We start from the raw sequence: 25,755 nt of genomic DNA on the forward strand, positions 1-25,755 counted from the left end.
TCAGTCAGAGCTACGATGTATTTCTTTTTTGCCATGCTGTTAAAGGGGGAGACGAGCTTTCATCCATTATCGTTTAGTTACCCCTCAAAATAAAGCTGACAGACCACTAGTACGCTGCGGCGGAAATCCATCACCTATGTTTTTGTGTAGGGTGCTTCGCACCCTACACAAAAACATAGTTTGCGAACTTAGGCCGCAGCCTACTAGTGAAGTAACTGGAGCGCTTTTTTATATTTTTCATGTCTTGCAAGATCTTTTTCAGTAATCGTTGCCATCCGGCTTAAATTCATGTTGTCTTTCAAGTCAGCAATTTTAACGGTGGTGGCGATCGCATTCTGCTTCACCCGCTCAATAAAGTCAAAATAATCTTCACCTTCTAATCGCGTTAAAGCCTGAACAGCAGAGGCAACGTCACTCCCAAATTGTCCCTCCAGTTCCTCAAATGTAATGGGAGTATCCTCTAAAGTGTCATGCAAAACCGCAACGATTTTCGTAGTTTCACCCTCTACTGCATTCATGACCCGTAATGGATGCTGAATATAATCTTCACCGGCTTTGTCAACCTGCCCTGCATGTAGACGAGTCGCTAATTGAATGGCTTGTTCTAGTTTTTGCATAACGTGTCTTCAGGTACTCCATGAAATATTGCTTAGAGAAAATAAGTAGCTCAACTGTTCGCTATTTCAAGAGCAATGCGGATTTTCAACTCGTTTTCTTAAAGATTAGATAAAGACAACTATTTCAATCAATTAAAGGAACTTTTAACAGAGTGTATCTATCAATTACAACAAGTTATTAGCCCTTCAAAGCAACCCGCTTATGTATCGAGCACTCCTGTTTTCATCAAGATTCATGATTGGCTTATGGATTGTTCTAGTTAGTGCTTTTCTAAGTTTGCTTTTACTCAATGCACCTCGTGTACCCAGCACCCCTTTTGCGAGTTTGGCAATTTCTACAACCGAAAGCTCCGTCATCTATCTACCCAATCCTATTTTTAACTGCACAGCAACAGACGCACAATTTCAATGTCAAGCCGATGTCCAAAATCAAACACTCAACGTCACATTGCTGAAGGGCTCTGACTATCCATACAACCCCAATGTTTGCCGTGCCGAGTATGGGAACCAACTCGTTAGCTGCAAAGACACAGGCATGAACTATGCACCCATTCTGGCAACGATGTATGAACTGACAGGGCTCCCATTAACTACAGAGCAGCTGCAAGCCATCGAACGCCAATATTGGGGAATTAACACGATTAAGAAATGGGGAGAGATCCGCCTTCTGTGGATCGTGATGGGGTTGGCTCTCGCGGCTGGAGTCATTTTTGGTCTTTTTGCCTGGCTGCATCCAGGAGGGATCAGCAAAGGCTTTGTCAGTGTGGCCTGTGGGTTCGGCACTTACCAAATGGTCTGGAGTGTGTTAGGGCGTTTACCCTACTATGATGCCGTTACCTCTCATGGCCTCACACTCGATACCTGGCATCGGGTACTTCACGGCGGGGCGATCGCCGTAGGCATCATTACCATCTTGACTACGGCCCTCTTCCTCTGGGAGCGGCTCAACCCCATTGGCGCAGTTCTAGCGGGCATCCTCAGCGTTCTTGGGATGTTTCAACTGTGTTGGTCCTCCCTCCGCTGGACTTTCGTTCATCTCCCACCCTTCTTTAGCTTGAGTACATCTTCTTCACACGTTGGGTATGTGCTGATGTGGGTTTCTATGGCGATCGCCACTATCTTCGCTATTTTCACCGCCGTTCAACTCTGGCAACACAGCCGTCAATCTCTGCAATGGTTCCGCTGCCTCAGCGGTAGCTTTGGTGGAGTGGCGATCGCCGCGAATGTCCTTATGGCCCTGCTACTCGGACTGGGATACATCGACTAGAAATTGAAAAGGCAATAGCACCAACAGGTTCATTGCTAATTTGGATTTAGCTTCTTCATGAAGAGTATTTGCGTACTCTTAGGGTTTGCGTGAAAGCGCTGCCACATGAAGAAGCTTTTTGTATAGCAGCACTTGCTATCGCTAGCAATTCGTTCTTTCAGAAGATCGAAACCAGAGTAAAACGCTGTTGAAACTGCTAAACGTTCTCTCGAATGTTGTTGTATCTACAGGCGTTCTTCTGTCTCCAAAGCATTGAGATTAACTAAAGAGCCAGAATCCCAGGATGTTTAACGTCTTGGGACTCTATAGCTTAGCTTCGCACTTGGACAGGCATTACCAAGTAAGTCATTTTCATGCCACCTAAAGGGACGATGATCGAGGGGCTGGTCGATGTATTGAACTGCATCTGAATATCAGTGGTGTTGAAGGCTTTGAGTCCTTCCAACAGATATTTCACGTTGAAGGCAATTTCCAAGTCATCGCCGGAGACTTGGGCGGGCATCGCTTCTCGACCACTGCCAACGTCTGGAGCATCTACAGACAACACAACTTCCTGGGCACCAGAATCAATATTAAATTTGACGATGTTGTTTTTCTGGTCAGCCAAAACTGCGATTCGTTCCAGAGAGCTGGTAAAAGCGCGGCGATCGACCGTCATCTGACGTGAGAATTGCCGGGGAATCAGTTGGCGATAGTTAGGATACTGGCCTTCCAGCAGACGGCTGGTGAGCCGCTGATTTTCCCATTCAAAAATTAATTGCCCCTGGTCAAAGCGAACGGCGATCGCATTTCCCGCACTGTTCATCTGCAACATCCGCTCTAGCTCTCGCAAGGCTTTACCGGGAACGGTTACATCAAACGTGTCATCTTCACTGACAGCGGCATCCTCCACATTAGGAGTTTGGACAACGGCCAGTCGGTGGCCATCCGTGGCTGCAAATTCCATACCTTCGGTATCAACCGTCAGGTGAACTCCCGTGAGAACTTGCTTGGCTTCATCGCTACTGGCTGCAAAAAGAGAACCACGCAATCCTTCGATCAGTGCTTCGACAGGGAGGCTACTGGTACCTTCAGTGTCCGCGATCGTTGGTAATTCTGGATAATCTTCAGCGCCCATGCCACGCATCTGATACCGCCCAGAGGTAGAAGTCAGCGTAGCGGTATGCTCGCCAGATTCATCTTCTAGCGTAAGGCTTCCATCGGGAAGGCGCGAAACGATGTCTGACAACAGACGAGCTGGAAGCGTTAATTTACCTCCAGTTTCTACCTCAGCGCTAAAACTGGTTTGCACTCCTAAGCTCAAATCAAAACCCGTTAAACGCACTTGCTGCGTTTCTTCATCCGCTATCAAGAGAATATTCGCAAGAACCGGGTGGCTGGGTCGAGACGGTACGGCGCGGCTAACGAGTGAAAGGTGGGCGTTGAGATCGCTCTGGGTACAGGTCAGTTTCATGGAGTGCAAAACCGCGAGGGAAAGAAGAGGTCTGAACGAATCGGTGCAAGCGCGATCGGCTTGGACGGTGATCTTATCACCCCTGCTTTGCCCGTTCAACGCGATCGCCTGAACGCCTTTCTTGATCTGCTTTTGATCAATTTTTTAAAAGACCGGATCGTAGTAGTAGGGCGTGTGGAAACTGTGGAAAAAGATCGGGGATCAATCAAAAACGCCTGCTCAAGTCTGATCGGGCCTGTGGAAAACTTGTGGAAAACCTAGGGGTTTATCCACAGGCCAGAAAGCTGAAACTCTTTTTCCACGATCGTTTCACGGTTTTCCACGATCTTCCCCCCAAGATTTCCCCAAAAGATCGTGAGCTTTTCCACAGATCTTTTTGTAAAGTTTCGTAAGTTGGTTGCCAAGGGACGCAATTTCCTAAGGCTAGAGTTCCAATTAATGGCCGCTCTCAACAAATTTCATCTGTTGGAAGAATCCAATTAACTTCGTTTGGGCAATCAATAAAGCGATCGGCTAATCTGGTCTGTGTGTCTGATGGATGCTGTCGCGATCGCTCGTTTTAGGCGAACGGCAAGATAATTGGCTAGAAAAAAACTGGGCGCATCATCCCAGCTTTCCTCGGTTGCTTCAGGTGTTTGGGTGGGAATGAGATCGCCCGCTGGCTTCTACCCAAATCGCCCAATGCTCGGTAAGCTGATGATTGAGGAAAAATGTAACAATTTGTTTCGTCTTCATTCCTCCTGTTATGGCAATACCGTTCATTCAACCTCGTGCAATGGCTTCCCCAACCGTCACTCCCGATAAGGTTAGCCAAACCGTTAAAAAGACCTATCCTAACTTCAAAGTGATCGTGCTCGACGATGACTTCAATACGTTTCAGCACGTCGCCGAATGCTTAATGAAATACATTCCTCAAATGACCAGCGATCGCGCCTGGGAACTGACCAACCAGGTTCACTTCGACGGGCAAGCGGTCGTCTGGGTAGGGCCACAAGAACAGGCCGAACTCTACCATCAACAACTCCGCCGCGAGGGGCTGACAATGGCTCCTCTGGAGGCCGCCTAGTGCCGCTTATAACTTGTATAGCTGTTGATCAACGGGCTGCTTTGGGTATTGGCCATGCGTAATACCCCTGGCGGCCGCTTGGTCTGGAACCACTCAACTCATCTACCCGGCCTCATCCCCATTCTGGAACGCCTGACCCAGGTTGCTGGCATCAGTACCATCACCCCGGCCGTCATCGGTCGGGCCAAAAGCAACACGCCCGAACTTAAAATCAAGGTTTCCATCCCCATTCGCGGTGGCTTTAAGTTAATTGCCCGCAAAGGTAAAACCTTCCAAGAAGTATTCGTGTTGACGACGTTGAACCAGGGAGAGTTAGAAGGGGCGATCGCTCAGGTTTTGGGATAAGGCAGGAGGAAAGATAGGAGGCAGAGGGCAGAGGGAAAAAGGCAAGTATTTTCAGGTATTGCGCTTAATTTATCCCTCTACCTTTGGCTTTAATCCCTACTTCTACCTCCTGCCCTCTGCCTTATATCATGTCTGGTTAAATGCACATGATATAAGGTCAGGGAAAAACGCTGGAGTGCTTGCTAAATCGTCATTGTGCAAAAGTGAGTATTATGTGCATTTAAGGCGACATGATATTAGGAGATTTCCAGTAATGAAATTACCCCCAGAATGTTGGTGCTTTGCCCGCGAAGCGGGCAAAGCACCAACATTCTGGGTAAATTCTTATGCAGAAACCTCCTTACATAATCTCAATGCCATCAATCCGTCGCATATCCCGATCGACTTCATACCATAAAGTCCGATTGTGGGGGTCGGTGCGCAGAGCTTTGTTGAGGAAGATTTTGGCTTTATCAAATTGGCGAGTACTGATCAGGTGGCGGCCCCAACGCTGGTAAACCACGGCCAACCACTGGCGAACTTCGGCGTCCTGGGGAAGGCGTTGGGCAAGACCTTCAACGAGGGCGATCGCTCGTGGATACCGTTGTTCCTGGAGCGATCGCTGCAACAGCTCAAAGACCTTTTCCTTCATCTGGTGGTCACTGGCGGACGTATTGGGGTCACGCTGCACCACCGGGCGTTTCCGAATACTGCTGGGGGTGGCCGGTTTTACAGCAGGCTGAGCTGAAGTTTTGGGTTGAGCGACTTTAGGCTGGGCGGCCGCCGTTGACTTTGTGGATTTCGTGTCAGCAGGCTTTGCAGCGGCGGTTGTCTGGGTTTTGCGCCGGGCCTTTAGCACCGAGGGTTGGGCGGCATCCAGGAGCTTGTGATAGGCGTCTGTGAGCTGAATAAAGGTGTCTTTAGCCTTGACCGAGCCGGGATTCATGTCGGGATGGTAACGACGTGCCAAACGACGGTAGGCGGCCTTAATCTCGTCGTAACTGGCCCCTTCCCTTAATCCCAACAGGCGATAGCAATCCGCAAGCTTCATCCAAAAAAGGCAGAATTAATGGAATTCTGCCACCAGAAACGTAAAAATTAACCGATCTGAACAGAAATTATTGCCATCATTACACGATCGGTAGGGTTTTGGCGTGAGTAGATAGTTGCAGCATCGGCAATGGGGATAAGCTGTGGTCAGTCCATGGCCCATTGCCGATTACCAACTTCTACGAAAAAAGATTGGCTTTCACAGGTAGCAACCTGGAAAACCAATCTTTCGACTATCGATTTAAGATTACCCGTTCTTATCTTCAATCACGCGATCGATCAATCCGTACTGTTGTGCCTCAAAGGCCGACATAAAGTTGTCGCGATCGGTGTCTTTTTCGATCTGCTCCACCGTTTGGCCGGTGTGCATCGCCATCAACTCATTGAGTTCTTGACGAACTCGTAGAATTTGCTTGGCTTCGATTTCGATGTCAGTTGCCTGACGCCGTCCGGTTCCACCTAGAGGCTGGTGGATCATAATGCGGGAGTGGGGCAGGGCCATGCGCTTGCCCTTTGTTCCAGCGGTGAGCAGGAAGGCTCCCATGGAAGCCGCCAGACCCACGCAGATGGTGATCACTTCTGATTTGATGTGCTGCATGGTGTCGTAGATAGCCATGCCAGCGGTCACCGAGCCACCGGGAGAGTTGATGTAGATATAAATGGGTTTGTTCTGATCCTCAGAATCGAGGTACAGCATCGACGCGATGATGGAGTTGGCCAGGGAGTCAGTGACTTCCTGTCCCAGGAAAATGATGCGCTCCTGGCTCAGGCGGGTGTAGATATCAATCCACCGCTCGTAGGTGCTGCCAGGGAGGCGGTAAGGAACGCTAGGAATACCGATAGGCATGGGTCAGAACCGTGGAGTAGAAGTTTAACGCAGGTTCCAGGTGAGAATTCTGGTCAGGCTAGCGGCCGTCACAGAAAACCTCTGGCAAAGGCGAAGAATTCGCCCTCTCAAGGGATTCGACAGATGGGGCGAAGGCGATTCGCCCCCGGAACGCTATCAGGTTAATGCGGGAACCGGCTTGGGAAGCTGTTTAGTGCTTTCCAGAACGCGATCAATCAGACCGTATTCCTTGGCCTCCTGGGGCGTCAGGTACAGCATCCGATCGGTATCCCGGTCGATCTTCTCGGGATCTTGCCCTGTGTTGCGGGAGAGAATTTCCAACGTAGCGGTTTTGTTGGCAATCACTTCCTTGGCACGGATTTGAATATCCGTCGCTTGCCCCTGGGCTCCAGTACGTGTCTGGTTGAGCACGATGGTGGCATGGGCGAGGCTAGCGCGGTAGCCCTTTGTACCAGCGGACAGAATCATGGCAGCAGTACCCATGGCCTGACCGACGCAGATGGTATGAACGGGTGGTTTAATGTAGCTGAGGGTATCGCAGATGGCGAAGGCTTCGGTTTCGTAGCCAATCGCGTCGCCGTCGTACCAGGAGGTGCCCGTCGAGTTGATGTAGAAAAAGATGGGCTTCTCGGGGTCGTCAAACTGCAAATAGAGCAACTGAGCGATGATCAGTTCCGTTACATCCACGCCGACGCGCCGCTTCACGTCGTCGGAAGAGAACAGGGGCATCCCCAGGTAGACGATGCGCTCCTTTAACAGAAGAGACGGCAGGTCGGGCGGCGGCGTCCGATAAGATGCTTCGCCATAATAGGTGGACTGAACGGCCTTAATGGGTGAATCCATATGCAAATGTTGCAGTTTAGCGTTGCAGTTGCCTGAAACAGGGATATTCTTTCTACCATAGTAGCGTGAAGCTGAGATGTGGTAGGAGCGCGGCATGAGAGTGGGTGTACAGGCGGTGTTGAGCGATCCCAATTTAGATGCAGCTCAACCCAGTAACCAGCGACAATTGGCAGTGTCCATTTCGGCGATCGCAGAACCCAGTAGCCGCACGGCTCCCCTGAATCTGTGTCTGATCCTCGATCATAGTGGATCCATGGCGGGCCGACCGTTAGAAACGGTGAAGCAGGCCGCTCATCGGATTGTGGAGAAGTTATCTCCGGGCGATCGCATTTCCATTGTGGTGTTCGACCACAAGGCCAAAGTGCTGGTGCCCAACCAGTACGTCGAAAGCCCTTCAGGAATTAAGGTTCAAATTAATAAACTCACTCCCAGCGGCGGCACTGCCATTGATGAAGGGATGCGTTTGGGAATTGAAGAACTGGCGAAAGCCAAAAAAGATACGATTTCCCAGGCATTGCTGCTGACAGATGGGGAGAACGAGCATGGCGACAACGATCGCTGTTTCAAATTAGCGGAGCTGGCCGCTAACTACAACCTTACGCTGAACACCCTGGGCTTTGGTGACCACTGGAACCAGGACGTTTTGGAACGGATTGCCGATGCAGCGGGCGGTACTCTGGCCTATATCCAGCGTCCTGAAGACGCTGTATCAGAGTTTGGCCGTCTGTTTGAACGAATGCAGTCTGTGGCGTTGACCAATGCCTACCTGATGCTGCAACTCATGCCAAACGTGCGGCTGGCGGAAATGAAGCCCCTGGCCCAGGTGGTGCCCGATACTGTCGAGCTAACCCCTACCCGTGAAGGTTCCAACTTGTTGGTACGTTTGGGAGATTTGATGGTCGATTCCCCCCGTGTTGTATTGGCAAACCTGTATGCCGGTGGCTTATCCGAAGGAACGCACCCACTGGCGGCAGTTCGAGTGCGCTACGATGACCCGTCTCAAAACCGGGAAGGGTTGCTCTCGGAGCCGATTACGATTTCTGCGAATGCCTTAACGGCCTATCAACCTGCGCCCGAACCGGCTGTGCAACAACATGTGCTGGCCCTGGCAAAGTACCGCCAAACCCAGATTGCCGAGACCAAGCTGCAACAGGGCGATCGCACCGGAGCGGCTACCATGCTCCAGACTGCCGCCAAAACAGCCCTACAGATGGGCGACCAGAATGCGGCGACGGTGTTACAAGAAAACGCAACCCGTTTGCAATCCGGGGAGAACCTATCGGAGAGCGATCGCAAGAAAACCCGTCTCGTCTCTAAAACCATGCTTCAGGGCCCATAGAGAGCTTATTGAGCGAAGGATAAACGGTTGAGGGGCAGTGCACTGCACTGCCCCTCAACCGTAAGAATATGAGGGTGATTACCGCCCGTTTTGAGGACGTGCTTGCAGAAACATCCGCTCAAAACTCAGCCCTAAAATACCTGTGGTCACCAGGATAATACCCAACCACTGTACTGCCTGCAACTCATCCGCTGTGATAAAAAAGGCGAGCAATGCCGTCAACACAGGGCCGCTAGCGGCAATGATGGAGGCTCGCGCTGCACCCAGTCGTTTGACACCCAAGTTATTGAGTAGATAACCGACTAGGGTTAAGCTTCCTAACACAATACCGCCAAGCAATAAGCCCAGCAGGTTGTTGGGGGGTTCCTTGACAGGGAACCAGATGGTCAGCATGACGCTGGTCAAGACAAAAATCGTGATGAATTGAACAACGCTGACAGGTACCGGGTGCAGCTTGCGGAAGCTAATCTGCATGGCAATCAGATATAGCGCAAAGAAAATACCCGATAGAATGGCGCTAAAAATTCCCCATTGAGAGACGTTGGTTACGGTTAATCGGGGAAGTGTGGTCAGAACCACCCCGAATAGAATTGTCGCCATCACCAGCCATCGGATTAAGCTGGGGCGATCGCCAAACAAAAACCATGCCAGGGGCACCGTAATTAGCGGATACATGAACAGAATGGTGACTGCAACACCAGGGCCGATGCTGGCGATCGCAATATAAATCAGCACCTGGGACAAAAATAGAAAGACCCCACTGCCGATGACGCTACGAATCAATCGCGGATCGCGGGATAGGGTAAAGCTTTTGATATCGCGCCAGGAGGCTGGGTAAAGAAAACTGGCAATGCCCATCATTACCGGAACGACCACCAGCATCCGTAACCAAAGAATCAGCAGCGCAGCATCTAAGCTCTTCAGCTCGATTGAACGGGACAGGTTAAAGACACCAAAAATGCTGGTTTGCTCCGTACTGACAATCCTGACAACCACATTGTGTAGAGATAACGCCAGTGTCGAGAGCAGGATCAGAATTAAGCCCTGCTGAGCAACATTGAAGCGAGGAGCAGACCCAGAGCGGGAAGCAGATTGCGGAGGGATTACGGCTATGGACCGAACCATTTGAGGCGGGGGTGGCGGCGGGGGCGGCGGTGACGTAGTCGGATAGGTTGACCGCGAGCCATTACTGGGAGGTGGCGTATCGGTTGGGTAGCTAGGAGGCTCAACTCGGAACCCATTGGCTAGGGTGTGGGGCCCTGTTGGAAACGACTGAGAATCTTGAGGAATACGGGCCAGCTCGCTCTGGAGGCGATCGCTCAATCGGCTGACCAGGGTTTCCAGCAACACCTCACCCTGTTTCTCCAGGCTTTGCATGCGATCGAGCTGCTGGGTGAGGGAGCTGTGATAGCTATTCAGATCCTGCTGGAGAGAGACAAGAGCCTGATTGAGGGTCTCATCCAGTGCCATTAAAGTTTGGGAGGTGTGACCGTTACCGTTTCCTCCGGGGAGGGAGGGATTGCTATCTGCCGTCAGACGTTGGCTCAGAATCTGGTAAAGGTGGCCAGCGAGAGCCTGAGCCAGTTGTTTCGCCCAAACTTTTTGTTGAGCTTGCTGTTGCTGACTCAGCAGAACCTCATGCTCAGACTGGAGTTGAGAATTTTGAGTCTGAAGGGTGTCAATTTCGGTTTGGAGTCGCGATCGCTCGGCTTGTAAGCGCGAGATATCTTGGCTCAGTTGTGACACCAGATTCTGCTGAAGGCTCCGTAAGTCTTGCGTGACGCTCCGCAAAACTTGATCGACGGCCTGGCGGTCGTTTGGTGTGGATTCGGGAGGTCGATTTTGCGATTCACCCATCCTGTGCAGCCCTAGCAAACAATGGTTTCAAAAGTATTGATGACAGCTCAAGTGACGACAGCTTAACTCAGCCGGATAGAACGAAGCGATGCATCACTGAGAGAAGGCTCTCTGTCTTGTTTCTTCTCCCTTTCAGAGGTTAACCCATCTTTAGGGGAATGGAAGACTTTCTTGAAGTTTGATTTTGCTAACCAGGCGCCGGTATGAACTGAGCGGATTGCTGCAAGTTTTGTGACAGTCAACCCGCATAATCGATACTGGATGCGTCCCAGACGAGATCGGTGAGATGAGTACCCCAAAAATTATTGTGTTGGATGATGACCCCACCGGTTCCCAGACGGTGCATGGTTGTCTGTTACTGATGCGCTGGGATGTAGACACGCTGAAGGTCGGGCTGACGGACGCCTCACCTATATTTTTTGTGTTGACAAATACCCGTGCCATGACTCCCGAACGGGCCGACGTCGTGACCCGAGAGGCGTGCCAGAATTTGAAGGAGGCGATCGCCCAGGTTGGGATCGAAGATTTTCTGATGGTTAGTCGCTCCGATTCCACCCTGCGTGGTCATTATCCTGTAGAGACGGATGCGATCGCGGAAGAACTGGGCCCCTTTGATGCCCACTTCCTCACCCCCGCCTTTTTTGAAGGGGGGCGGTTCACCCGCGACAGCATTCATTACCTGCTGGTGGATGGGGTGCCGACTCCAGTGCATGAGACGGAGTTCGCCCGAGACTCGGTGTTTGGCTACAGCTATAGCTATTTGCCCGATTACGTCGAAGAGAAAACCCGGGGGCGCATTCCCGCAGCCCAGGTTGAGCGATTTTTGCTGCCAGATGTGCGAGCAGGCATTCTGGAGCGCTTGCTAGAACTCAACAACAACCAGTGCTGCGTTGTGGACGCTGAGAACCAGTTGGATCTAGACCAATTTGCTGGCGATGTGCGCCATGCCGCGTCCCAGGGCAAGCGTTTCCTGTTTCGGAGCGCCGCCAGTCTGCTCACGGCTGTGGCAAACTTGCCACCTCAGCCCACGTCGCCCTCAGCCATGGGCGAGTACACCCGTGACCACAAGCCCGGTGCGGTCATTGTCGGCTCTCACGTTAAAAAGACAACGGAGCAATTGAACCAACTCCTGCAAGCGCCTGATGTCGCTCCCCTGGAAGTGGACGTATCCCATTTAATGGAAGACTCTACACTTCAGCGGGGCGACGTGCTGCAATCTGTTCTCCAGCAGGCTGCTGCTGCCCATGCCGAAGGCAAAACCCCTGTCATTTTTACCAGCCGTCAGGAAGTTACCTTCCCGGATGCCCAAACTCGTCTGGATTTTGGAGTAGCCGTATCCCGTTTGCTGATGGATGTTGTGCGGGGCCTGCCGCCGACAATCGGTTTTCTCATCAGCAAGGGGGGCATCACGTCTAACGATGTGCTCAGTGATGGTCTGGCGCTGAGGACAGCACGCTTGCTGGGGCAAATTCTGCCGGGGGTATCTATGGTACGGACTCCAGCGGATCATCCTCAATTTCCCGATCTGCCTGTCGTGCTGTTTCCCGGCAATGTGGGAAATGCAGATTCTCTGGCTGAAGCGTATACACGGCTGAAACCTTAATCCGCACCATTTATCGGAACACCCATAGGCTGAATTCCTGGCTTTGAGGACGTTGTATGCAGGGCCTCTACAAGGGGTTCAGCCCATCAGAATTCCACCAAAATTTCCGTTAAGAACTACAAACGTCCGACTAATATGTATACTTACTAAGCCTTCATTGAAAGCGTTGTCGCTTTGGCAATTTTCATGAACTCTGAGTCCTCTCCCGCCACTGCTTCGCTCCCAACTATTCCGCAATCAGCGGTGCCCGTTGATCCCAACATGCAGGTTCGCTTTAAGAGCGAGGCTGGAAAACTCTTGCTGTTGATGCCGCCTGAAGGCGAGCAGACGGGCGGAGCCCAGGGTTGGCCTGAACTGTGGCAACAACTCAAGCAGCGTTTGGATGCGAATGAACGCTTTTGGCAGCCCAATACGCCTGTACATTTAATTGCCCGCGATCGCCTCCTTGACGGTCGGCAGTTGCAGGCCATCTCAGATGCCCTCTCCAACGCCGAACTGAAGCTAAAACGGGTTTATACCAGCCGTCGCCAAACCGCCGTGGCTGCTGCGACCACAGGGCTCTCCGTTGAGCAACAACCGCCCATCAGCCATCTCAATCCATCCACTGAGACTGGAAAGCCGCTAGAGGAGCCTCTGTACATCCAAACGACCGTGCGATCGGGCATGGAAGTTCGCCATCCCGGCACTGTGGTCATTGTTGGGGATGTGAATCCTGGCAGCTCGGTGATTGCGGATGGGGACATCGTCGTTTGGGGCTATTTTCGCGGCGTGGCCCATGCCGGAGCAGGCGGGAATAACCGCTGCCTGATCATGGCACTACGTCTGGAGCCGACCCAGTTGCGGATTGGGGAGCATGTAGCTCGTCCCCCTGAAAAAGCTCCCGATCAAATTTTTCCTGAAGTGGCTTACGTGGGCGAGGAGGGTATCCGCATTACCCATGCCACAGATTTTGCAAAATTTCGTCCAGACGCCAAGTAACTAGAGGGTTTAGAGGGGATTCATGAGTCGCATCTTTGTCGTTACATCGGGGAAGGGAGGCGTTGGCAAGACCACCAGCACCGCCAACCTGGGCATGGCCCTGGCGCAACGCGGAAGAAAAGTCGTGGTGCTGGACGCTGATTTTGGCCTGCGTAATCTTGACCTGCTATTGGGCCTTGAAAACCGTATCGTTTACACGGCAATCGAAGTGCTATCTGGCGAGTGCCGTTTAGACCAGGCTTTGGTGAGGGATAAACGGCAACCGAATTTGTCATTGCTGCCAGCCGCCCAGAACCGCACCAAAGAATCCATCAATGCTGATCAAATGAAGCAACTGGTGGACTCCCTGAAGGTTTCTTTTGACTATGTGTTGATTGACTGTCCGGCAGGAATTGAGCAGGGGTTTCAGAATGCGATCGCCGCTGCTCAAGAAGCCCTGATTGTCACCACTCCCGAAATCGCCGCTGTGCGCGATGCCGATCGAGTGGTAGGTCTGCTAGAAGCTAACGACATCAAAAAGCAAAACCTGATCGTCAACCGTCTCAAACCTGCCATGGTGCAGGAAGACCTGATGATGTCGGTGAAGGATGTGCAGGAAATCTTGGCGATTCCGTTGATTGGCGTCGTGCCTGATGATGAACGGGTAATTGTATCTACTAACAAGGGTGAACCCCTGGTGCTGGAGCAAAAGCTGACCCTGGCTGGGCTGGCTTACCACAACATTGCTCGCCGCTTAGAAGGGGAAGCGGTGCCGTTCTTAGACCTCACGGCAACCCACGATGACTTGTTCTCACGCATCCGTCGCTTGTTCCGGGGGTCTTGATCCAACGTCCATTGAATCCATCGCTATTTCCTCTGCTCTCCCATGCTTTCCGAACTTCTTGATCGCCTGTTTCCGCGACCATCTACCCCCGAAACCAGTAACCGTGAGACCGTAAAGCGGCGCTTGCAAATTGTGCTGGCCCACGATCGCGCTGACCTACCGCCTGAGACGGTCGAAAAAATGCGGCAGGAAATCCTTGAGGTGGTCTCCCGCTACGTGGATATCGACACGGAGGCGACAGAATTCATGCTAGAGAATAATCAGCGAGCTACGGCTCTGATTGCCAATCTGCCCATTCGTCGGGTTAAGTCTGACCCATTAGTGGAATAACCATGACATTGGAAACGAGCAATCTATTAACCTGGCTGGCGTTTATCCTGGCGGTAGGTGGCTTTGCCCTGATCGTGATGCTCTGGGCCTATGTGGGCAGTGGAAGCCGCCGGGTTATTTTTGCAAACCCCATCAATGTGCCTGAACCGCGCCCAACCAGCGAAGGCTGGAAAGCGTTTGATGAGAGTTGTGTGGCCTTTCGGCAGGGGAAGTTTCGTGCTGCGATCGCCCCCCTTACCACGGCTATCCAGTCGGATCCTACCCGTCCCGAATTTTTCCACAACCTTGGAATGATCCAGGCCAATTTGCGCCAGGATAATGAAGCGGTTCGTAGCCTTGTACGTGCAGGTGAGCTGTACCTGGAGGGGGAAAATTCCGCTGGGTACGAGCGCATTAAAGCTGACCTGGAATTATTCAAACAAAGTAGAGAAGGGCTATAGTCTTGCTCAGTAGACTTCCGGCTTGAATCGTTGCGAAGTGAAGCCGCGCAACGATTCAAGCCCTCAAAAACTGATTCATACAGGGGGCTAATTGTGTGAATGGTGGATGAGCCCTACGGAATTTAGCAAAACTGCGCCAATTCTGGTTAGTTTAACCCCGATTTTTAATTGCCATGACTTCAATAATTTTGTTGGCTTTTTCTTCGGGGATATTGAGCGTGTTGTAGAGCTGTTCTAAAAAAGCCTTTTCTTCGGGGCTGACCTGGCCATCGGCCATTAGTAAATCGACCGCAACCGCAAAGGCTGCCTCTTGCAATTCCTTGGGCAGCAGATCCTGAGCTGCGTTGAATAGAACCCCGACACCATCGTGCTTGAGAATGCCGAATAGCTTGTCGAACATCTGTCGCATGGTATCGCCAGTGTAACTGCGATAAAGCCGCATGCGGTTTAGCGCGGTGATTAATCCATTCAATTCCTGTTCGGAGAGATGGCCGTCTGAGGCGATCGCTGCCAAAGTGATGGCTGCAAAAGCTTCGGCTGGGCTCAACACTGCCTGCACTGAACTCTGTTGTGCATCTAGGACCTGGTCAAACAAACCCATGTGGTTTCTCCTTGCTGAAGAGCATGCGACGGAAACCCCTCCCGATAAGGGATATAGCTTAGTTCGGTGAGTATCAATGGCTCGGTTTAGCTATATTTCCAAGTGTACCCATCGGGCAAAATTGATTTTCCCTATTAAGACGTGTTTTGCAGCAGTCTAAAAGGGTTGTTTTTTCGTGCACTTCACAAACGAAGAAACAACCCTTTCAGACTCCAGGAGACCACCTATTTTGATAGGTGAGATGTGCGGGCATTGCCCACCACATCCCATCTATCAAAATGGGTGTGGGGAAGTATTAGTTTCGATAGCTTAAATTCAGTTGATTCTATTCCTCATCAAAAATCACCTGTACCCATTCCGGTGGATCTGGAATAGGGTTGCCCAAGCGTTGCAATAGCAACCAGGCTGCTAGATGGACGGTAAAGAGATAAATGAGATCACTGAGTAGGACGGTACCAATCGTCAGGGCTTGAACCCACACCAAATCGACTTGGCCCAGGGCTCCTACTCCCAAAATCCCCCAGTCTACCAACCGTGCAACAATCCATTGCGCTAAGTCAGCAATGCGGCTGGTCAGATAAACCCACAAATCTTCCCCGACGAAAACGGATAGCAACCAGACTCGAAAGAAAAAACTCAGAGTAGAGAGCAACGTTCCCGTTGTGATTGACCCAGTCCAACCCATCCGATGCTTCCAGGTGGCTCCTAGTTGCACTCCCAACAGGCCATAGGGCACTAAAAATAGCACACTTAAGTAAGGCCCCATGAGAATTGACAGCAGTAGGGCTGTGACTGTGAGCCCCATCCATGCGGCGCGACTGCCCCATCGCAGATAAACCAGTGCCAGAGGGAGTGGAAAGACGACCCGCATCCAGGGCACCAGACTCAAATAGTAGCTGGCTAACCAAAGCAAACCTGTCGTGCTGGCTAAAAATGCTGTTTCTACAAGGGCTAAAGGGGGCGCACTCGCTCGCTGCCCCTGAATAGGTTCGTAGGAGTGAATGGGTCGCGCTAGTTCTGCCTCAACGGCTTCCCACTCCTCGAGCGAACCTCCACTACTGAATCGGCGTTGGTTTTCCTCGGGGCGAGAGGAAGGCGTTGCGGAAGGCTCGTCTGGAAAATCATGCATGAGGTTGGGCGATCGCTACCGATCTAAAAGCTCCGTCAAATCTACATTATCGCGTCGAGTTATTTGCACGGCGGCCTCATCTGGGGTGACCTGCCTGTATCGAGAGTGAAAACCTTTGATTTACGTGCACAACACGCATGCAAAATTCATCAAGCTGATTTTCATCCTTAGAGTTTTTGTGATCGAAGGTAGGTGCAGCTCAGAAGATCCAGTCTGGCTCAACAGTATCCACGATCATGCAGGCTACCTCTTGCTCAGGTGAGCCGATTAGGGCGCGTGTTACCGATATGGCCACTACCGCTCCACCGATGTTCCTGCCTTCGGCAAATGCTCTTCTACTATAGGCTACTGCTCCCATAGAGGAGGAAGTTTAGCATTCGCTCAATCAATGGGAGTCTTGCTATTGCCTAACCCCTATCCCAGTAGCGAAGACGTTGAAGCCAATTCCGGCAATAATAATGAACATAAGGCGGAATCTGCCCCGTTCTGATGCATTATTGATGCTCCTATGCTGGATTTTTTGAATAAGCTGCCCCGCTTTTTCACCATCGGGCTGGCCTTCCCCATCATTTTTCTCAATGGTTGGCTGCTCCTGCTGCTGGCCAATTCGTTGCAGCCTTTGGTGAGCACGCTCATATCAGCGACACTGGTCGCGTTTTTGCTAGATTATCCCATTCGGTTTCTGCAACAGCGTGGGGTCAATCGGGGAATTTCAGCGGGGATTGTGCTGCTGCTGTTTGTGGTGCTGGTGACAGTGCTGTTCATTTTCCTGGGACCAGTCATTTTGCGCCAGGCAAATGAATTGATTATTCGCCTACCAGAGTGGCTGCGGTCAGGTCAACAACAGCTCAAGTCCCTGGAAACTTGGGCTGCAGAACAGCAGATTCCCGTTGATTTCAGCACCAACCTGAATCAGTTGATTGAGCGGTTGACCAGTGTGTTGCGATCGCTCACCAGCCAGTTCATCACTATTCTCTTTAGTGCGATCGGCAGCATCGTTAACATCTTCCTAACGGTGGCCCTCACCATCTTCCTGGTATGGCGAGGTGAAAGCCTATGGGCCGGTATTCTCAGCTGGCTTCCTCCCCGATGGAGTACCCAGATCCGCCAGTCCCTACCGCAAAACTTTGAACGCTTTATTGCCGGGCAAGTGACCCTGGCCAGCATCGTTGGGTTTGCTCAGGTGACCGCCATGATGATCCTCGGTGTTCCCCTGGCTCAACTGTTTGGTTTTGGTATTGGCGTTGCCAGCCTGATTCCCCTGGGTGGCATCACAACAATTTCTATTGTCAGCATTCTTCTGGCCTTGCAAAACTTCTGGTTAGGGGTAAAGGTGCTGCTGATCGCCATTCTGATTAACCAGGTTTGCGAAAATATTTTGGGACCACGAATTGTCGGTGAGCTGACGGGACTCAATCCTGTTTGGATGCTGATTTCTTTAGATATAGGAGTCAAGCTGGGGGGCGCACTGGGATTGTTAATTGCTGTTCCTATTGCCAGCTTTATTAAAGCCAGCTTTGATACCTTGCGGTCTTCCGATGTTCTGCCCTGGCTCCTGGCAACAGAATCTGGCAGCGATGGATTGTTTCAGGAGACTCCTCCCCCTGAAAGTGTTGCCACTCGCGAGTAATACACATTCGATTCAATACCTATAGGAACGGCGTGAAGCAAAGCTCCGCGCCGTTCCATTGTTTGTGATGTGATGTGCGAAGCACACCCTACGCAGCCAATAGCCTGAACAAAGGGCAAGCTCCGGAGAGCTTGCCCTTAAAACCATCAACGTCTCACTTTAAGAAGTTATGGGGTTTTTAGTGTTCAGGCATAACGCGCCTGAACATTAGATGAATCACCCACCGTTATGGCCATTTGCTTTGGCTAACAGCCGTTCCGCAATTTTCTCGGGAACTTCTTGCAGGTGGTCAAACTCCCAGCGGAAGAAGCCAACGCCCATGGTGAGCGATCGCAACTCCAGAATCATGTCCTGGATCTCCGCCTGTGGAATTTGCGCTTGCACCTCATCCCAGCCTTTCCAGTTTTCCTTGGCTTCATAGCCCAACACCTGACCGCGACGGCCATTTACCAAACGCAGCACCTTAGAGGTCGCATCGTTAGGTACCGAAATCGTCACTGAGAGGATGGGTTCCAGTAGCTGAGGCTCTGCCTTGGCCATGCCTTCCTGCATCGCTAACCGTGCCGCCATCTTGAAAGCTTGCTCCGAGCTGTCAACGGAATGGTAGGAGCCGTCCTTTAGCGTTACAGCTACATCCACCACTGGGAAGCCCAAGGGCCCATGCACCAGATATTCCCGCACGCCTGTTTCTACACCCGGGATGTACTGCCGGGGCACTACACCACCTACAATCGTCTCGTTGAAGTTAAAGCCATTACCACGCGGCAGTGGTTGAATATCCAGATATACATCCCCAAACTGGCCGTGACCACCTGTCTGGTGCTTGTAGCGACCATGGATCTTGGTAACCGGTTTGCGGATAGTTTCCTTGTAAGGAACCTGAGGCGCGTGGGTGCTCATGGGTAGCTTATACTTACGTTCCAGCCGATCGAGCGCCACTTGCAGGTGAATATCGCCCTGGCCCCAGAGAATAACTTCGTGGGTATCGCCATGCTGTTCCCAGAACAGGGAGGGATCCTCTTCCAGAAGTTTGTTGAGGGCTCCAGTAATTTTCACCTCATCCTTGCGATCGCGTGGCGCAATGGCCATCGCATATACAGGGGTTAATGTTGGAGCTTGAGGCAACAGATCGGTTTTCTGACCATTTGTTGTGAGTATTTCTCCGGTTTTCACACCTTCCATCCGTCCCATGGCAACAATGGTGCCAGCAGGCGCTTCGCTAATAGGTTGCTGTTGCTGCCCCATCATGCGGTACAAACCACCTGTGCGGGTGTTGTTGAGCGTAATACCATCCGTGAGTTTGCCGCTCCAGACGCGCACCAGGGAGAGTTTGCCGCCCTGAGGGGTGTAGTAGGTTTTGAGAACCTGGGCGATCGCCTCATTTGAATTCGCCTTCAGCCCACGGCGTTCAGCAGTGACTTCCGGTTCGGGTGCTTCTCGAAGCAGCGCATCCAACAGGGGCCGTACGCCAAAATCTTGCTCAGCGACCCCAACGAATACGGGCACAATCAGATCAGCGCCCAACTCCATCTTGAGGTCGCGCTCAATTTCCTCACGCTCTGGCTGAATGTCTTCCAGGAGTTCTTCCAGGAGGTGGTCGTCAAAGTCTGCCAGGTGCTCCAGCATATCCGTCCGGGCAGCACGTTCTGCATCTTGCAGTTCTGGCGGTAAAGGAATGGCATCGGCGGGTGAACCGGGATGGTACTGGTAGGCTTGCTCGGTCACCAAGTCGATGTAGCCCTTCAAATGTTCGCCCTGGCCAATGGGGTACTGGTGTAATACCAGGGGCCGACTGGACACACTGCGAAGGGCTTCAATAATTTCTGTGAAAGGCGCGTGGGCGCGATCCATCTTATTAATGAACAGCAGGTGGGGAATTTCCCGATCGTCTAAAAACTGAAATAAGGGGGCCAGGGTCAGCACACGACCAATGTCAGGCTCGCATACGACGATCGCTGCATCTACTCCCATCAATGCATTGCAGGTTTCCTGTACAAATTCGATGGAGCCAGGGCAATCCAAAAACGTAAAACAAATGCCGCCCTGCTCTGCACTGGCGGCATTAACTTCTACAGACATTTGGCGATCGCGGGCTTCGGCTGAGCTATCCCCTACGGTATTTTTCTCATTCACACTACCTTTTCGAGAAACCGTACCGGTTACAGAGAGAATGCTTTCCAGCAACGTCGTTTTGCCACTCAGGTATGGCCCCACAATCGCCACATTTCGTGAGCCCGATAAAACTTTTTCACTCATAAAACCCTCCGAATCATCGGATCGAATGGGATAGAATATCTACCGCTGAGTATCCGAGAATTGCCGATGAAAAACCTAAAGGAAGTTCTGAAATGAAGAGCTTGTATACAGTAGAGACTGGCTTCCTGATAGTCAGGTTTTCATATTTGACACAATTGGCGGAGTGCCAGGTATCAATGAAGAAATCAACCAAACAACATCTCAACGGCCTGTATTCAGATTAACCTGACCACAAACTAGCGATGAATTCAAGTTAGGAAAATTCACGGTAATGGTGTTCCATTTGCAAGTTAAAAAAACTTTGGTAAACCAATGCAATCAAACTTAAACCAAAGTTTAAGACATACTGACGATTTAGGCTTTATCCCCATAGTTATTGTTTTGAGAATGAGATGTTGAAAAGCATCTACCCCACTTCCGAGTTCAAACAATTGAGCTAATACCATTTTTATATGGAGCTGCCCAGAGTGAGAGGTAGGGCGTGTACGCCTTCAACCGTAAGCTGCAAGCCCACTCACGCAGCTTCTACTCTGATTAGACAAGAAGGGGTGCGAGTGTGCCTCACGCCCACCCCTCTTCTTGTCTAAGTAACCTCAGTTCGGGTTAAGGGCTTTTTCGAGTGCCGTGCTTCGCGCGGCACTCGAAAAAGCCCATTATTGCGTGCGCAACGCGCACGCAATAATGGGCGGTTCGGCTTATCCCGAACTGACGTTAAGTACTGTAAATTAGTGCCCCTGTAGCAGTAAAAGCCTCAATAGAAAAAGTGCGCGATGCCATGCACCACGCACTTCATCATTCAATCAGATGTTGTATTAGATAGAGACACCCGGGGAGGACGGCAGCTTCGCATCGGCAGTAGCGTCTGTGGGCTGTTCAAGAGCCTTAGCCTGTCCTTGGCCCTGCCAGGGATCTCTGTAAAGATTCAGCTTTTGTAGGAGCAGTAGATAGGCAAAACGAGGAGCAGCAGGAAGGTAACGCTTCCAGAGCCGTTTGGGTTCTCGGCACATACGGTAGAACCATTCCAGACCCAGCTCACTCAAAATTTTAGGCGCTCGGCTTACGTTGCCTGCTTCAAAGTCAAGGGTGGCACCAATAGCCATGAAAATTTTGACATTGGTGAATTGGGATTTGAACCGATGGATGAACTTCTCCTGCTTGGGTGCCCCTAAGCCAACGGCCAAGACGGTAGCTCCAGAATCTTGAACCATCTGAATGATTTTCTGGCACTCGGCTTCATCCTTCTCAAAGCCGAATGGCGGAGAGTAGGTGCCCACCACCATCTCACGGCCAACTTTGGCATTAATGTTTTTCTGAGCCTGAGCGGCTACTCCTTCCATGGCACCTAACAAGAAAATTGTGACATCTTCATTGTCTTGGTGGTAGTTGTAGAAGGCTGGGAAGAGGTCAGAACCTGAAATTTTATCTTTGAAAGGTGTGCCCAATAGGTAGGAAGCAAATACCAGCAGTTTGCTATCGCATACTTTGTAGTCAGCTTCCTGGTAAACCTCCATAAAAGCAGCATCCCGCTGCAATTGCATGATGTGATCGGTGTTTGGAGTATAAACCGTTCCTGCTTTTAGCTGATGCAGAAACGAGTCCATTGTTAGGTTATGAATTTCGAGATTTAGAATTTTAACTGTGTCCATTAACCGCGTACTCCATGACATTGCGAAAGGCAGCAGGATAGAGAAGACCTTGCAGACGAATCACTGCACAGGCCTGTGCGTGAGCAGTTTGCGCTCTTTTAAAGTGCGCGAGCCAGACGGTGAAAATAGGGGAGAACCCATGAAATACGCTTTACGGAATTCAGGGATTCGGTATATCCACCTAACTGGCTTCAGACGTAGCATCGCAAATTCCGTACACGAGTAGCCCCTCTACGACTAACACTGGAAAAAGGTAAATAGACTCAGAAGAATTACGGAATTTGGATTAGCAATACCATTGGATCAGTAGATTGATATTGCCTCTAAATTTGATTAAAACCGGTGGAGTGCTTTGATAGGAGAGAGTAACGCCGGACTTGATGGGATTTTTAGAAAGGTAATTTGTCTCTTTACGGAGTCTTTACTTGTTTGAGACGGAAATACCATGGCAGACATTTTGGGAATAAATTTCCTGCCTGAAAAGTAGATTGAATGTTTCTCTAAGTTATTTAGGACTTACGCAAGTACTCTATACCTAGAGCATTTAAGTTGTAGGTGGTGTGCAAAGCACACCACCTACAACTTAAATGCATAAGTCCTGTTATTTTCTGTTGTGTTGCTCAGTCCACGAAAAACCTTCTCAAAAGCCTTCCAAGAGAATAGCCCTAAGGAGGCTTTGTTAGTGCTTTAAAGGAACTGGGTAAACTAAGCTTGCACGTCAGTATGAACCTGGTGCCTTTGGAATTGTGTAATTACCCTACAAAATCCTTGGCATCATCTGTATTCGGTCTATGGCTTTTCTGTAGATAGATAAAATGTTTTTTGAACTGCAATTGAGGCTGCCAACCATCCCCTTTTCGGGAATTTATCCCTAGCAATTTCTACGAGGTCTATTCCAGAAAAAGTTTTGAATTCTATGTAAAGTTCGTGTCTAGTTTGCTGTCATGAATTGGCCTTCTTGGAAGGAATTTGACTGCTTTAGAATCAGCCTAAAATTCCTTGAAATGAAAGCTCCCTTCATTCGGCTCTACTTTGAAGAGAATAAATGCTTCTAAAACTATTCAAGAGCTTAAAGAATAATCTGACCTGTTGTTGTCTGAGCGTTGATTTTGTGCGCTACGTTTCCCAAAATCAATTCTTGAACGGGTAACTATCCTTCTCAAGTGATCACCTAATCTCCTTATTCCCTGGCTCCTGGCTGTTGTCGTGGTTTAACCCATGAATACAAAAGCTTCCTCTCTATCACACAATTTGCGCTTGCTCAGATATAGCGATTTCTGGTTACGGGCGATCGCCACAGGTTTAGTATCTATCCAACTCACCCTGGTTTGGCGGGTCAATGATGCCGATTTGTTGGCTGCAAACCTCCTCTTTCTGGCCGTTATTGCTTCGCTGTTAGGCGATCGCTGGTCTAGCTTAAGCCGGCAATCCACCTATATTGCGAGTGCGGTGGGGACTGTGTTGCTGGTCTTCATCCTATTGAGAAGCGTCGGGTTACCCAGCACAACATTTTTGCTTTTGGCCCCGCTGGTAGCAGGTTTAGGGTTGGCTCTACTGACTTCTGGCTTTTCCTACTTGAGGCAATATAGCCAGGAGTTTACGGCCCTGGCATTTCTGGGATTACCCCGGGTGATTTTGCCGATACTACTGGATCCAACACCATGGACCGCTAAATTTGCGTCGCTGATTCTTTGGTATTCCGGGTTTTCTGTAGTGCGAGATGGGCTGAATATTCAAATGGCTGGGGGGGCCGTGGAAGTTTACCCCGGTTGTTCAGGGATTGAGTCTATGACCCATGTTTTGTCATTGACCGGGCTGTTTCTGGTACTGGTGCCGTTGGGATGGCTGTCGCGTCTATTTCTGCTGGTGTCAGGAGTGTTCATTGCCTTTATGGTGAACGCTTTTCGGGTAGCTCTGATGGCCTACCTGGTAGCCAACTCGCAACCAGAGGCGTTTCGCTACTGGCACGAGGGTACAGGTTCCTTAATTTTTTCAATGATTGCGGTGGCGATCGCCGGGGCTCTCTGCTATCTCATGATGCGCCTGAACGATCTGGAGGATGAGAGTGACTGGGAGGATGAAAGCGACTTGGAGGTACTGGAAGAATGACTTCTCTGACGCCGTCCCTACGGGCTTCGTGGCTTGCCCTGCTTTGTGGTGGAGTACTGATCACTCTGGCAAAAGTGCTGTGGTTGATGCCAACTCGCATGATCGCCGCACCTACCGTATTTGCTGACGCCATCGAACTTCCCAACTGGCGCTCACAACCCCCCCAATCCTTGCCTATTCCCGAGAATAAGGCCAACGAATTGCGAGCTGTGGCCTTGTACCGCTATCACCAGGGCGATCGCCAATTGGATATTGAAATGCGGTATCTCGAAAAGTCTGATACCAGCGTTCGTAACCTGATACTGCAATACGGCAAGGTCACACCGACCATTCCCTTTGAAAGCACTATTCGGCAAAACGAAGCAGGTTACTACAGCCTTTTTGCCGAGGGTGACACCGCTTACCTCAGTAGTTGTATCAATCCCAAAGGTGGAACGACGGTGACGTCGGCTCAGTTCACCCAAAACCGCTATACCTATGACCTTCGCCTTGACCGGGCTATCCCAATTGTGTTGGGGCAGGTGTCTCTGCAAGATAGCCGTTGCTTATGGACGTATATGACCTTGGCGATCGCTCCAAACGCTTCCGCTGAGGCCACTTACCCTGTCCTCGAAGCTTCTTGGGAACGTTGGCAAACTCAATGGCAAAGCCGCTTTCCCAACCCTTAAATCGCACCGTTCGTGTTTTTGCAAAGGATACGAGTTATCCAACCTGATTTCACTTCTTCTCAACATCTACTGTGGAGAACTACTCATGTCTCAAGTATCCCATGACGCCCCATCCAAAGCCTTTTCATTTTCCATTATCCGAATGGTAGGCTATGGTCTATTGCTACTCAGCCTGCTGGAATATCTAACCATTCTTATTCCTCCCCAGTTGATGAACCCTGAATGGGAATTCTCCGCTATGGGACAAATGGTGGAGCGGGTTCCTGTGCCATTGCTGGCCCTGGCGTTGGTCTTTCTAGGAGATACGCAAACTCGCCAGGCGTGGGAGCGTCCCTGCTTGAAGGTTTTATCGTGGTTGGCACTGGGCTTTAGCCTATTTCTGTTCCTGATGATTCCGTTATGGGGTGTGATGGATACGATGCGGCTGAATACTATGAACGAGGCAACGATTAACCAGCAGTTTCAAGCTCAAACAGAGCGGTTTACTCAATTTGAGCAACAGTTGAATCAAGCCACACCAGAGGATATTGCCAACTTCCTCTCCAGCCAGGGAATTAAGTTAGAGGAATCCACGCAGCCCCCGAAGGAGCAAATCATGGGGCAACTACAAACTCTCCGGCAACAGATGCAGACCCAAGCTGATGCAGAAAAAGCGGCTCGGCGTAACACATTGCTGCAAAGCTCCATCAAGTGGAACTTGAGTGCGTTGATCTCGAGTGTCTTGTTTGCCTACGTCTGGTATCTCACTCCCTGGGCCCGTATAGGTAATAAGAAGCGATCGAAAGGGGCGAAAAAGCCAATTCCAAATCCCGAATCACTATAAGGATTAATCTTGGGACAGAAGAGGGTAGGTACTTCGTACCTGCCCTCTTCTGTGCT

23 protein-coding genes are annotated in these 25,755 nt (G+C 50.7%); 13 read left to right on the plus strand and 10 right to left on the minus strand.

What is annotated here, in order from left to right; all coding sequences use genetic code 11:
- Positions 1 to 203 precede the first annotated feature (203 nt).
- A complete protein-coding gene (locus tag H6F91_RS12985) occupies positions 204 to 617 on the minus strand; it encodes an HD domain-containing protein (RefSeq protein WP_190773259.1) in 414 nt (137 codons plus the stop codon).
- A gap of 325 nt (positions 618 to 942) precedes the next feature.
- On the opposite strand from H6F91_RS12985, the gene H6F91_RS12990 reads away from it, so the two are divergent.
- Positions 943 to 1,884: a hypothetical protein gene (locus H6F91_RS12990; protein ID WP_190773258.1), complete on the plus strand. Its 942-nt coding sequence runs from the start codon at positions 943 to 945 to the stop codon at positions 1,882 to 1,884.
- Between the two features lie 310 nt (positions 1,885 to 2,194).
- On the opposite strand, the gene dnaN is transcribed toward H6F91_RS12990, so the two are convergent.
- Entirely contained in the window at positions 2,195 to 3,337 is a 1,143-nt protein-coding gene (gene dnaN / locus H6F91_RS12995; protein WP_190773257.1) for a DNA polymerase III subunit beta, read from the minus strand.
- Between the two features lie 775 nt (positions 3,338 to 4,112).
- Here dnaN and clpS point away from each other — a divergent pair.
- Both clpS and H6F91_RS13005 read left to right on the plus strand, forming a co-directional pair.
- Positions 4,113 to 4,403, plus strand: coding sequence for an ATP-dependent Clp protease adapter ClpS (gene clpS / locus H6F91_RS13000; protein WP_242035771.1), 291 nt, complete (start codon positions 4,113 to 4,115; stop codon positions 4,401 to 4,403).
- A gap of 54 nt (positions 4,404 to 4,457) precedes the next feature.
- Positions 4,458 to 4,748 (plus strand): DUF2103 domain-containing protein, encoded by a 291-nt coding sequence (locus H6F91_RS13005; RefSeq protein ID WP_190773255.1) that lies wholly within the window; start codon positions 4,458 to 4,460, stop codon positions 4,746 to 4,748.
- A gap of 340 nt (positions 4,749 to 5,088) precedes the next feature.
- Here H6F91_RS13005 and H6F91_RS28290 read toward each other — a convergent pair whose 3' ends face one another.
- From H6F91_RS28290 to H6F91_RS13020, 3 genes are all read right to left on the minus strand, one after another.
- Entirely contained in the window at positions 5,089 to 5,778 is a 690-nt protein-coding gene (locus H6F91_RS28290) for a DnaJ domain-containing protein (protein WP_190772145.1), read from the minus strand.
- Between the two features lie 246 nt (positions 5,779 to 6,024).
- Positions 6,025 to 6,624 (minus strand): ATP-dependent Clp protease proteolytic subunit, encoded by a 600-nt coding sequence (locus H6F91_RS13015; protein ID WP_190772144.1) that lies wholly within the window; start codon positions 6,622 to 6,624, stop codon positions 6,025 to 6,027.
- 156 nt (positions 6,625 to 6,780) lie between these two features.
- The gene (locus H6F91_RS13020) at positions 6,781 to 7,467 is read right to left on the minus strand and encodes an ATP-dependent Clp protease proteolytic subunit (protein ID WP_190772143.1); all 687 of its coding nucleotides are present in this window, start codon (positions 7,465 to 7,467) and stop codon (positions 6,781 to 6,783) included.
- 94 nt (positions 7,468 to 7,561) lie between these two features.
- Here H6F91_RS13020 and H6F91_RS13025 point away from each other — a divergent pair, with 94 nt between their 5' ends.
- On the plus strand, positions 7,562 to 8,806 hold the full coding sequence (locus H6F91_RS13025; RefSeq protein ID WP_190772142.1) for a VWA domain-containing protein: 1,245 nt from the start codon (positions 7,562 to 7,564) through the stop codon (positions 8,804 to 8,806).
- Positions 8,807 to 8,884: 78 nt separating this feature from the next.
- Here the strand turns inward: H6F91_RS13025 and H6F91_RS13030 are convergent, their stop codons facing one another.
- Positions 8,885 to 10,663 carry an EamA family transporter gene (locus H6F91_RS13030; protein WP_190772141.1) on the minus strand — a complete coding sequence of 593 codons (1,779 nt, stop codon included), beginning with the start codon at positions 10,661 to 10,663 and terminating at the stop codon, positions 8,885 to 8,887.
- Positions 10,664 to 10,949: 286 nt separating this feature from the next.
- On the opposite strand from H6F91_RS13030, the gene H6F91_RS13035 reads away from it, so the two are divergent.
- The 5 genes from H6F91_RS13035 to H6F91_RS13055 all read left to right on the plus strand — a co-directional run bounded on the left by H6F91_RS13035 (position 10,950) and on the right by H6F91_RS13055 (position 14,837).
- On the plus strand, positions 10,950 to 12,266 hold the full coding sequence (locus H6F91_RS13035) for a four-carbon acid sugar kinase family protein (RefSeq protein ID WP_190772140.1): 1,317 nt from the start codon (positions 10,950 to 10,952) through the stop codon (positions 12,264 to 12,266).
- Between the two features lie 186 nt (positions 12,267 to 12,452).
- Positions 12,453 to 13,244: a septum site-determining protein MinC gene (gene minC, locus H6F91_RS13040; RefSeq protein ID WP_190789377.1), complete on the plus strand. Its 792-nt coding sequence runs from the start codon at positions 12,453 to 12,455 to the stop codon at positions 13,242 to 13,244.
- 22 nt (positions 13,245 to 13,266) lie between these two features.
- Positions 13,267 to 14,067, plus strand: coding sequence for a septum site-determining protein MinD (gene minD, locus H6F91_RS13045; protein ID WP_190772138.1), 801 nt, complete (start codon positions 13,267 to 13,269; stop codon positions 14,065 to 14,067).
- A 42-nt stretch (positions 14,068 to 14,109) separates the two neighbouring features.
- A complete protein-coding gene (minE, locus tag H6F91_RS13050) occupies positions 14,110 to 14,397 on the plus strand; it encodes a cell division topological specificity factor MinE (protein ID WP_190772137.1) in 288 nt (95 codons plus the stop codon).
- Between the two features lie 2 nt (positions 14,398 to 14,399).
- A complete protein-coding gene (locus tag H6F91_RS13055) occupies positions 14,400 to 14,837 on the plus strand; it encodes a hypothetical protein (RefSeq protein WP_190772136.1) in 438 nt (145 codons plus the stop codon).
- A gap of 151 nt (positions 14,838 to 14,988) precedes the next feature.
- Here H6F91_RS13055 and H6F91_RS13060 read toward each other — a convergent pair whose 3' ends face one another.
- Positions 14,989 to 15,438 carry a tellurite resistance TerB family protein gene (locus H6F91_RS13060; RefSeq protein ID WP_190772135.1) on the minus strand — a complete coding sequence of 150 codons (450 nt, stop codon included), beginning with the start codon at positions 15,436 to 15,438 and terminating at the stop codon, positions 14,989 to 14,991.
- 325 nt (positions 15,439 to 15,763) lie between these two features.
- Positions 15,764 to 16,567 carry a DUF2232 domain-containing protein gene (locus H6F91_RS13065; protein ID WP_190772134.1) on the minus strand — a complete coding sequence of 268 codons (804 nt, stop codon included), beginning with the start codon at positions 16,565 to 16,567 and terminating at the stop codon, positions 15,764 to 15,766.
- 508 nt (positions 16,568 to 17,075) lie between these two features.
- Between H6F91_RS13065 and H6F91_RS13070 the strand changes: the two genes are divergently transcribed.
- Positions 17,076 to 18,197 (plus strand): AI-2E family transporter, encoded by a 1,122-nt coding sequence (locus H6F91_RS13070; protein WP_190772133.1) that lies wholly within the window; start codon positions 17,076 to 17,078, stop codon positions 18,195 to 18,197.
- A gap of 216 nt (positions 18,198 to 18,413) precedes the next feature.
- Here H6F91_RS13070 and H6F91_RS13075 read toward each other — a convergent pair whose 3' ends face one another.
- Positions 18,414 to 20,453, minus strand: a complete 2,040-nt coding sequence (locus tag H6F91_RS13075; protein WP_190772132.1) for an elongation factor G — start codon at positions 20,451 to 20,453, stop codon at positions 18,414 to 18,416.
- Positions 20,454 to 21,265: 812 nt separating this feature from the next.
- A complete protein-coding gene (locus tag H6F91_RS13080; protein ID WP_190772131.1) occupies positions 21,266 to 22,099 on the minus strand; it encodes a WecB/TagA/CpsF family glycosyltransferase in 834 nt (277 codons plus the stop codon).
- A gap of 1,218 nt (positions 22,100 to 23,317) precedes the next feature.
- Between H6F91_RS13080 and crtA the strand changes: the two genes are divergently transcribed.
- From crtA to H6F91_RS13095, 3 genes are all read left to right on the plus strand, one after another.
- On the plus strand, positions 23,318 to 24,208 hold the full coding sequence (gene crtA, locus H6F91_RS13085) for a cyanoexosortase A (RefSeq protein ID WP_190772130.1): 891 nt from the start codon (positions 23,318 to 23,320) through the stop codon (positions 24,206 to 24,208).
- Positions 24,205 to 24,876 carry a cyanoexosortase A system-associated protein gene (locus tag H6F91_RS13090; protein WP_190772129.1) on the plus strand — a complete coding sequence of 224 codons (672 nt, stop codon included), beginning with the start codon at positions 24,205 to 24,207 and terminating at the stop codon, positions 24,874 to 24,876. Before crtA ends, H6F91_RS13090 begins: the two co-directional genes overlap by 4 nt.
- An 85-nt stretch (positions 24,877 to 24,961) precedes the next feature.
- A complete protein-coding gene (locus tag H6F91_RS13095) occupies positions 24,962 to 25,699 on the plus strand; it encodes an HpsJ family protein (protein ID WP_190772128.1) in 738 nt (245 codons plus the stop codon).
- The last annotated feature ends 56 nt before the right edge of the window (positions 25,700 to 25,755 follow it).

It is taken from the genome of Leptolyngbya sp. FACHB-8, assembly GCF_014695575.1.
GTDB lineage: Bacteria > Cyanobacteriota > Cyanobacteriia > Elainellales > Elainellaceae > Vacuolonema.

Bases quoted from the DNA above. Each gene is read 5' to 3' on its own strand.
- H6F91_RS12985 (WP_190773259.1), bottom strand. From the start codon at position 617: ATGCAAAAACTAGAACAAGCCATTCAATTAGCGACTCGTCTACATGCA.
- dnaN (WP_190773257.1), bottom strand. From the start codon at position 3,337: ATGAAACTGACCTGTACCCAGAGCGATCTCAACGCCCACCTTTCACTC.
- clpS (WP_242035771.1), top strand. From the start codon at position 4,113: ATGGCTTCCCCAACCGTCACTCCCGATAAGGTTAGCCAAACCGTTAAA.
- H6F91_RS13005 (WP_190773255.1), top strand. From the start codon at position 4,458: ATGCGTAATACCCCTGGCGGCCGCTTGGTCTGGAACCACTCAACTCAT.
- H6F91_RS28290 (WP_190772145.1), bottom strand. From the start codon at position 5,778: ATGAAGCTTGCGGATTGCTATCGCCTGTTGGGATTAAGGGAAGGGGCC.
- H6F91_RS13015 (WP_190772144.1), bottom strand. From the start codon at position 6,624: ATGCCTATCGGTATTCCTAGCGTTCCTTACCGCCTCCCTGGCAGCACC.
- H6F91_RS13020 (WP_190772143.1), bottom strand. From the start codon at position 7,467: ATGGATTCACCCATTAAGGCCGTTCAGTCCACCTATTATGGCGAAGCA.
- H6F91_RS13025 (WP_190772142.1), top strand. From the start codon at position 7,562: ATGAGAGTGGGTGTACAGGCGGTGTTGAGCGATCCCAATTTAGATGCA.
- H6F91_RS13030 (WP_190772141.1), bottom strand. From the start codon at position 10,663: ATGGGTGAATCGCAAAATCGACCTCCCGAATCCACACCAAACGACCGC.
- H6F91_RS13035 (WP_190772140.1), top strand. From the start codon at position 10,950: ATGAGTACCCCAAAAATTATTGTGTTGGATGATGACCCCACCGGTTCC.
- minC (WP_190789377.1), top strand. From the start codon at position 12,453: ATGAACTCTGAGTCCTCTCCCGCCACTGCTTCGCTCCCAACTATTCCG.
- minD (WP_190772138.1), top strand. From the start codon at position 13,267: ATGAGTCGCATCTTTGTCGTTACATCGGGGAAGGGAGGCGTTGGCAAG.
- minE (WP_190772137.1), top strand. From the start codon at position 14,110: ATGCTTTCCGAACTTCTTGATCGCCTGTTTCCGCGACCATCTACCCCC.
- H6F91_RS13055 (WP_190772136.1), top strand. From the start codon at position 14,400: ATGACATTGGAAACGAGCAATCTATTAACCTGGCTGGCGTTTATCCTG.
- H6F91_RS13060 (WP_190772135.1), bottom strand. From the start codon at position 15,438: ATGGGTTTGTTTGACCAGGTCCTAGATGCACAACAGAGTTCAGTGCAG.
- H6F91_RS13065 (WP_190772134.1), bottom strand. From the start codon at position 16,567: ATGCATGATTTTCCAGACGAGCCTTCCGCAACGCCTTCCTCTCGCCCC.
- H6F91_RS13070 (WP_190772133.1), top strand. From the start codon at position 17,076: ATGCTGGATTTTTTGAATAAGCTGCCCCGCTTTTTCACCATCGGGCTG.
- H6F91_RS13075 (WP_190772132.1), bottom strand. From the start codon at position 20,453: ATGAGTGAAAAAGTTTTATCGGGCTCACGAAATGTGGCGATTGTGGGG.
- H6F91_RS13080 (WP_190772131.1), bottom strand. From the start codon at position 22,099: ATGGACACAGTTAAAATTCTAAATCTCGAAATTCATAACCTAACAATG.
- crtA (WP_190772130.1), top strand. From the start codon at position 23,318: ATGAATACAAAAGCTTCCTCTCTATCACACAATTTGCGCTTGCTCAGA.
- H6F91_RS13090 (WP_190772129.1), top strand. From the start codon at position 24,205: ATGACTTCTCTGACGCCGTCCCTACGGGCTTCGTGGCTTGCCCTGCTT.
- H6F91_RS13095 (WP_190772128.1), top strand. From the start codon at position 24,962: ATGTCTCAAGTATCCCATGACGCCCCATCCAAAGCCTTTTCATTTTCC.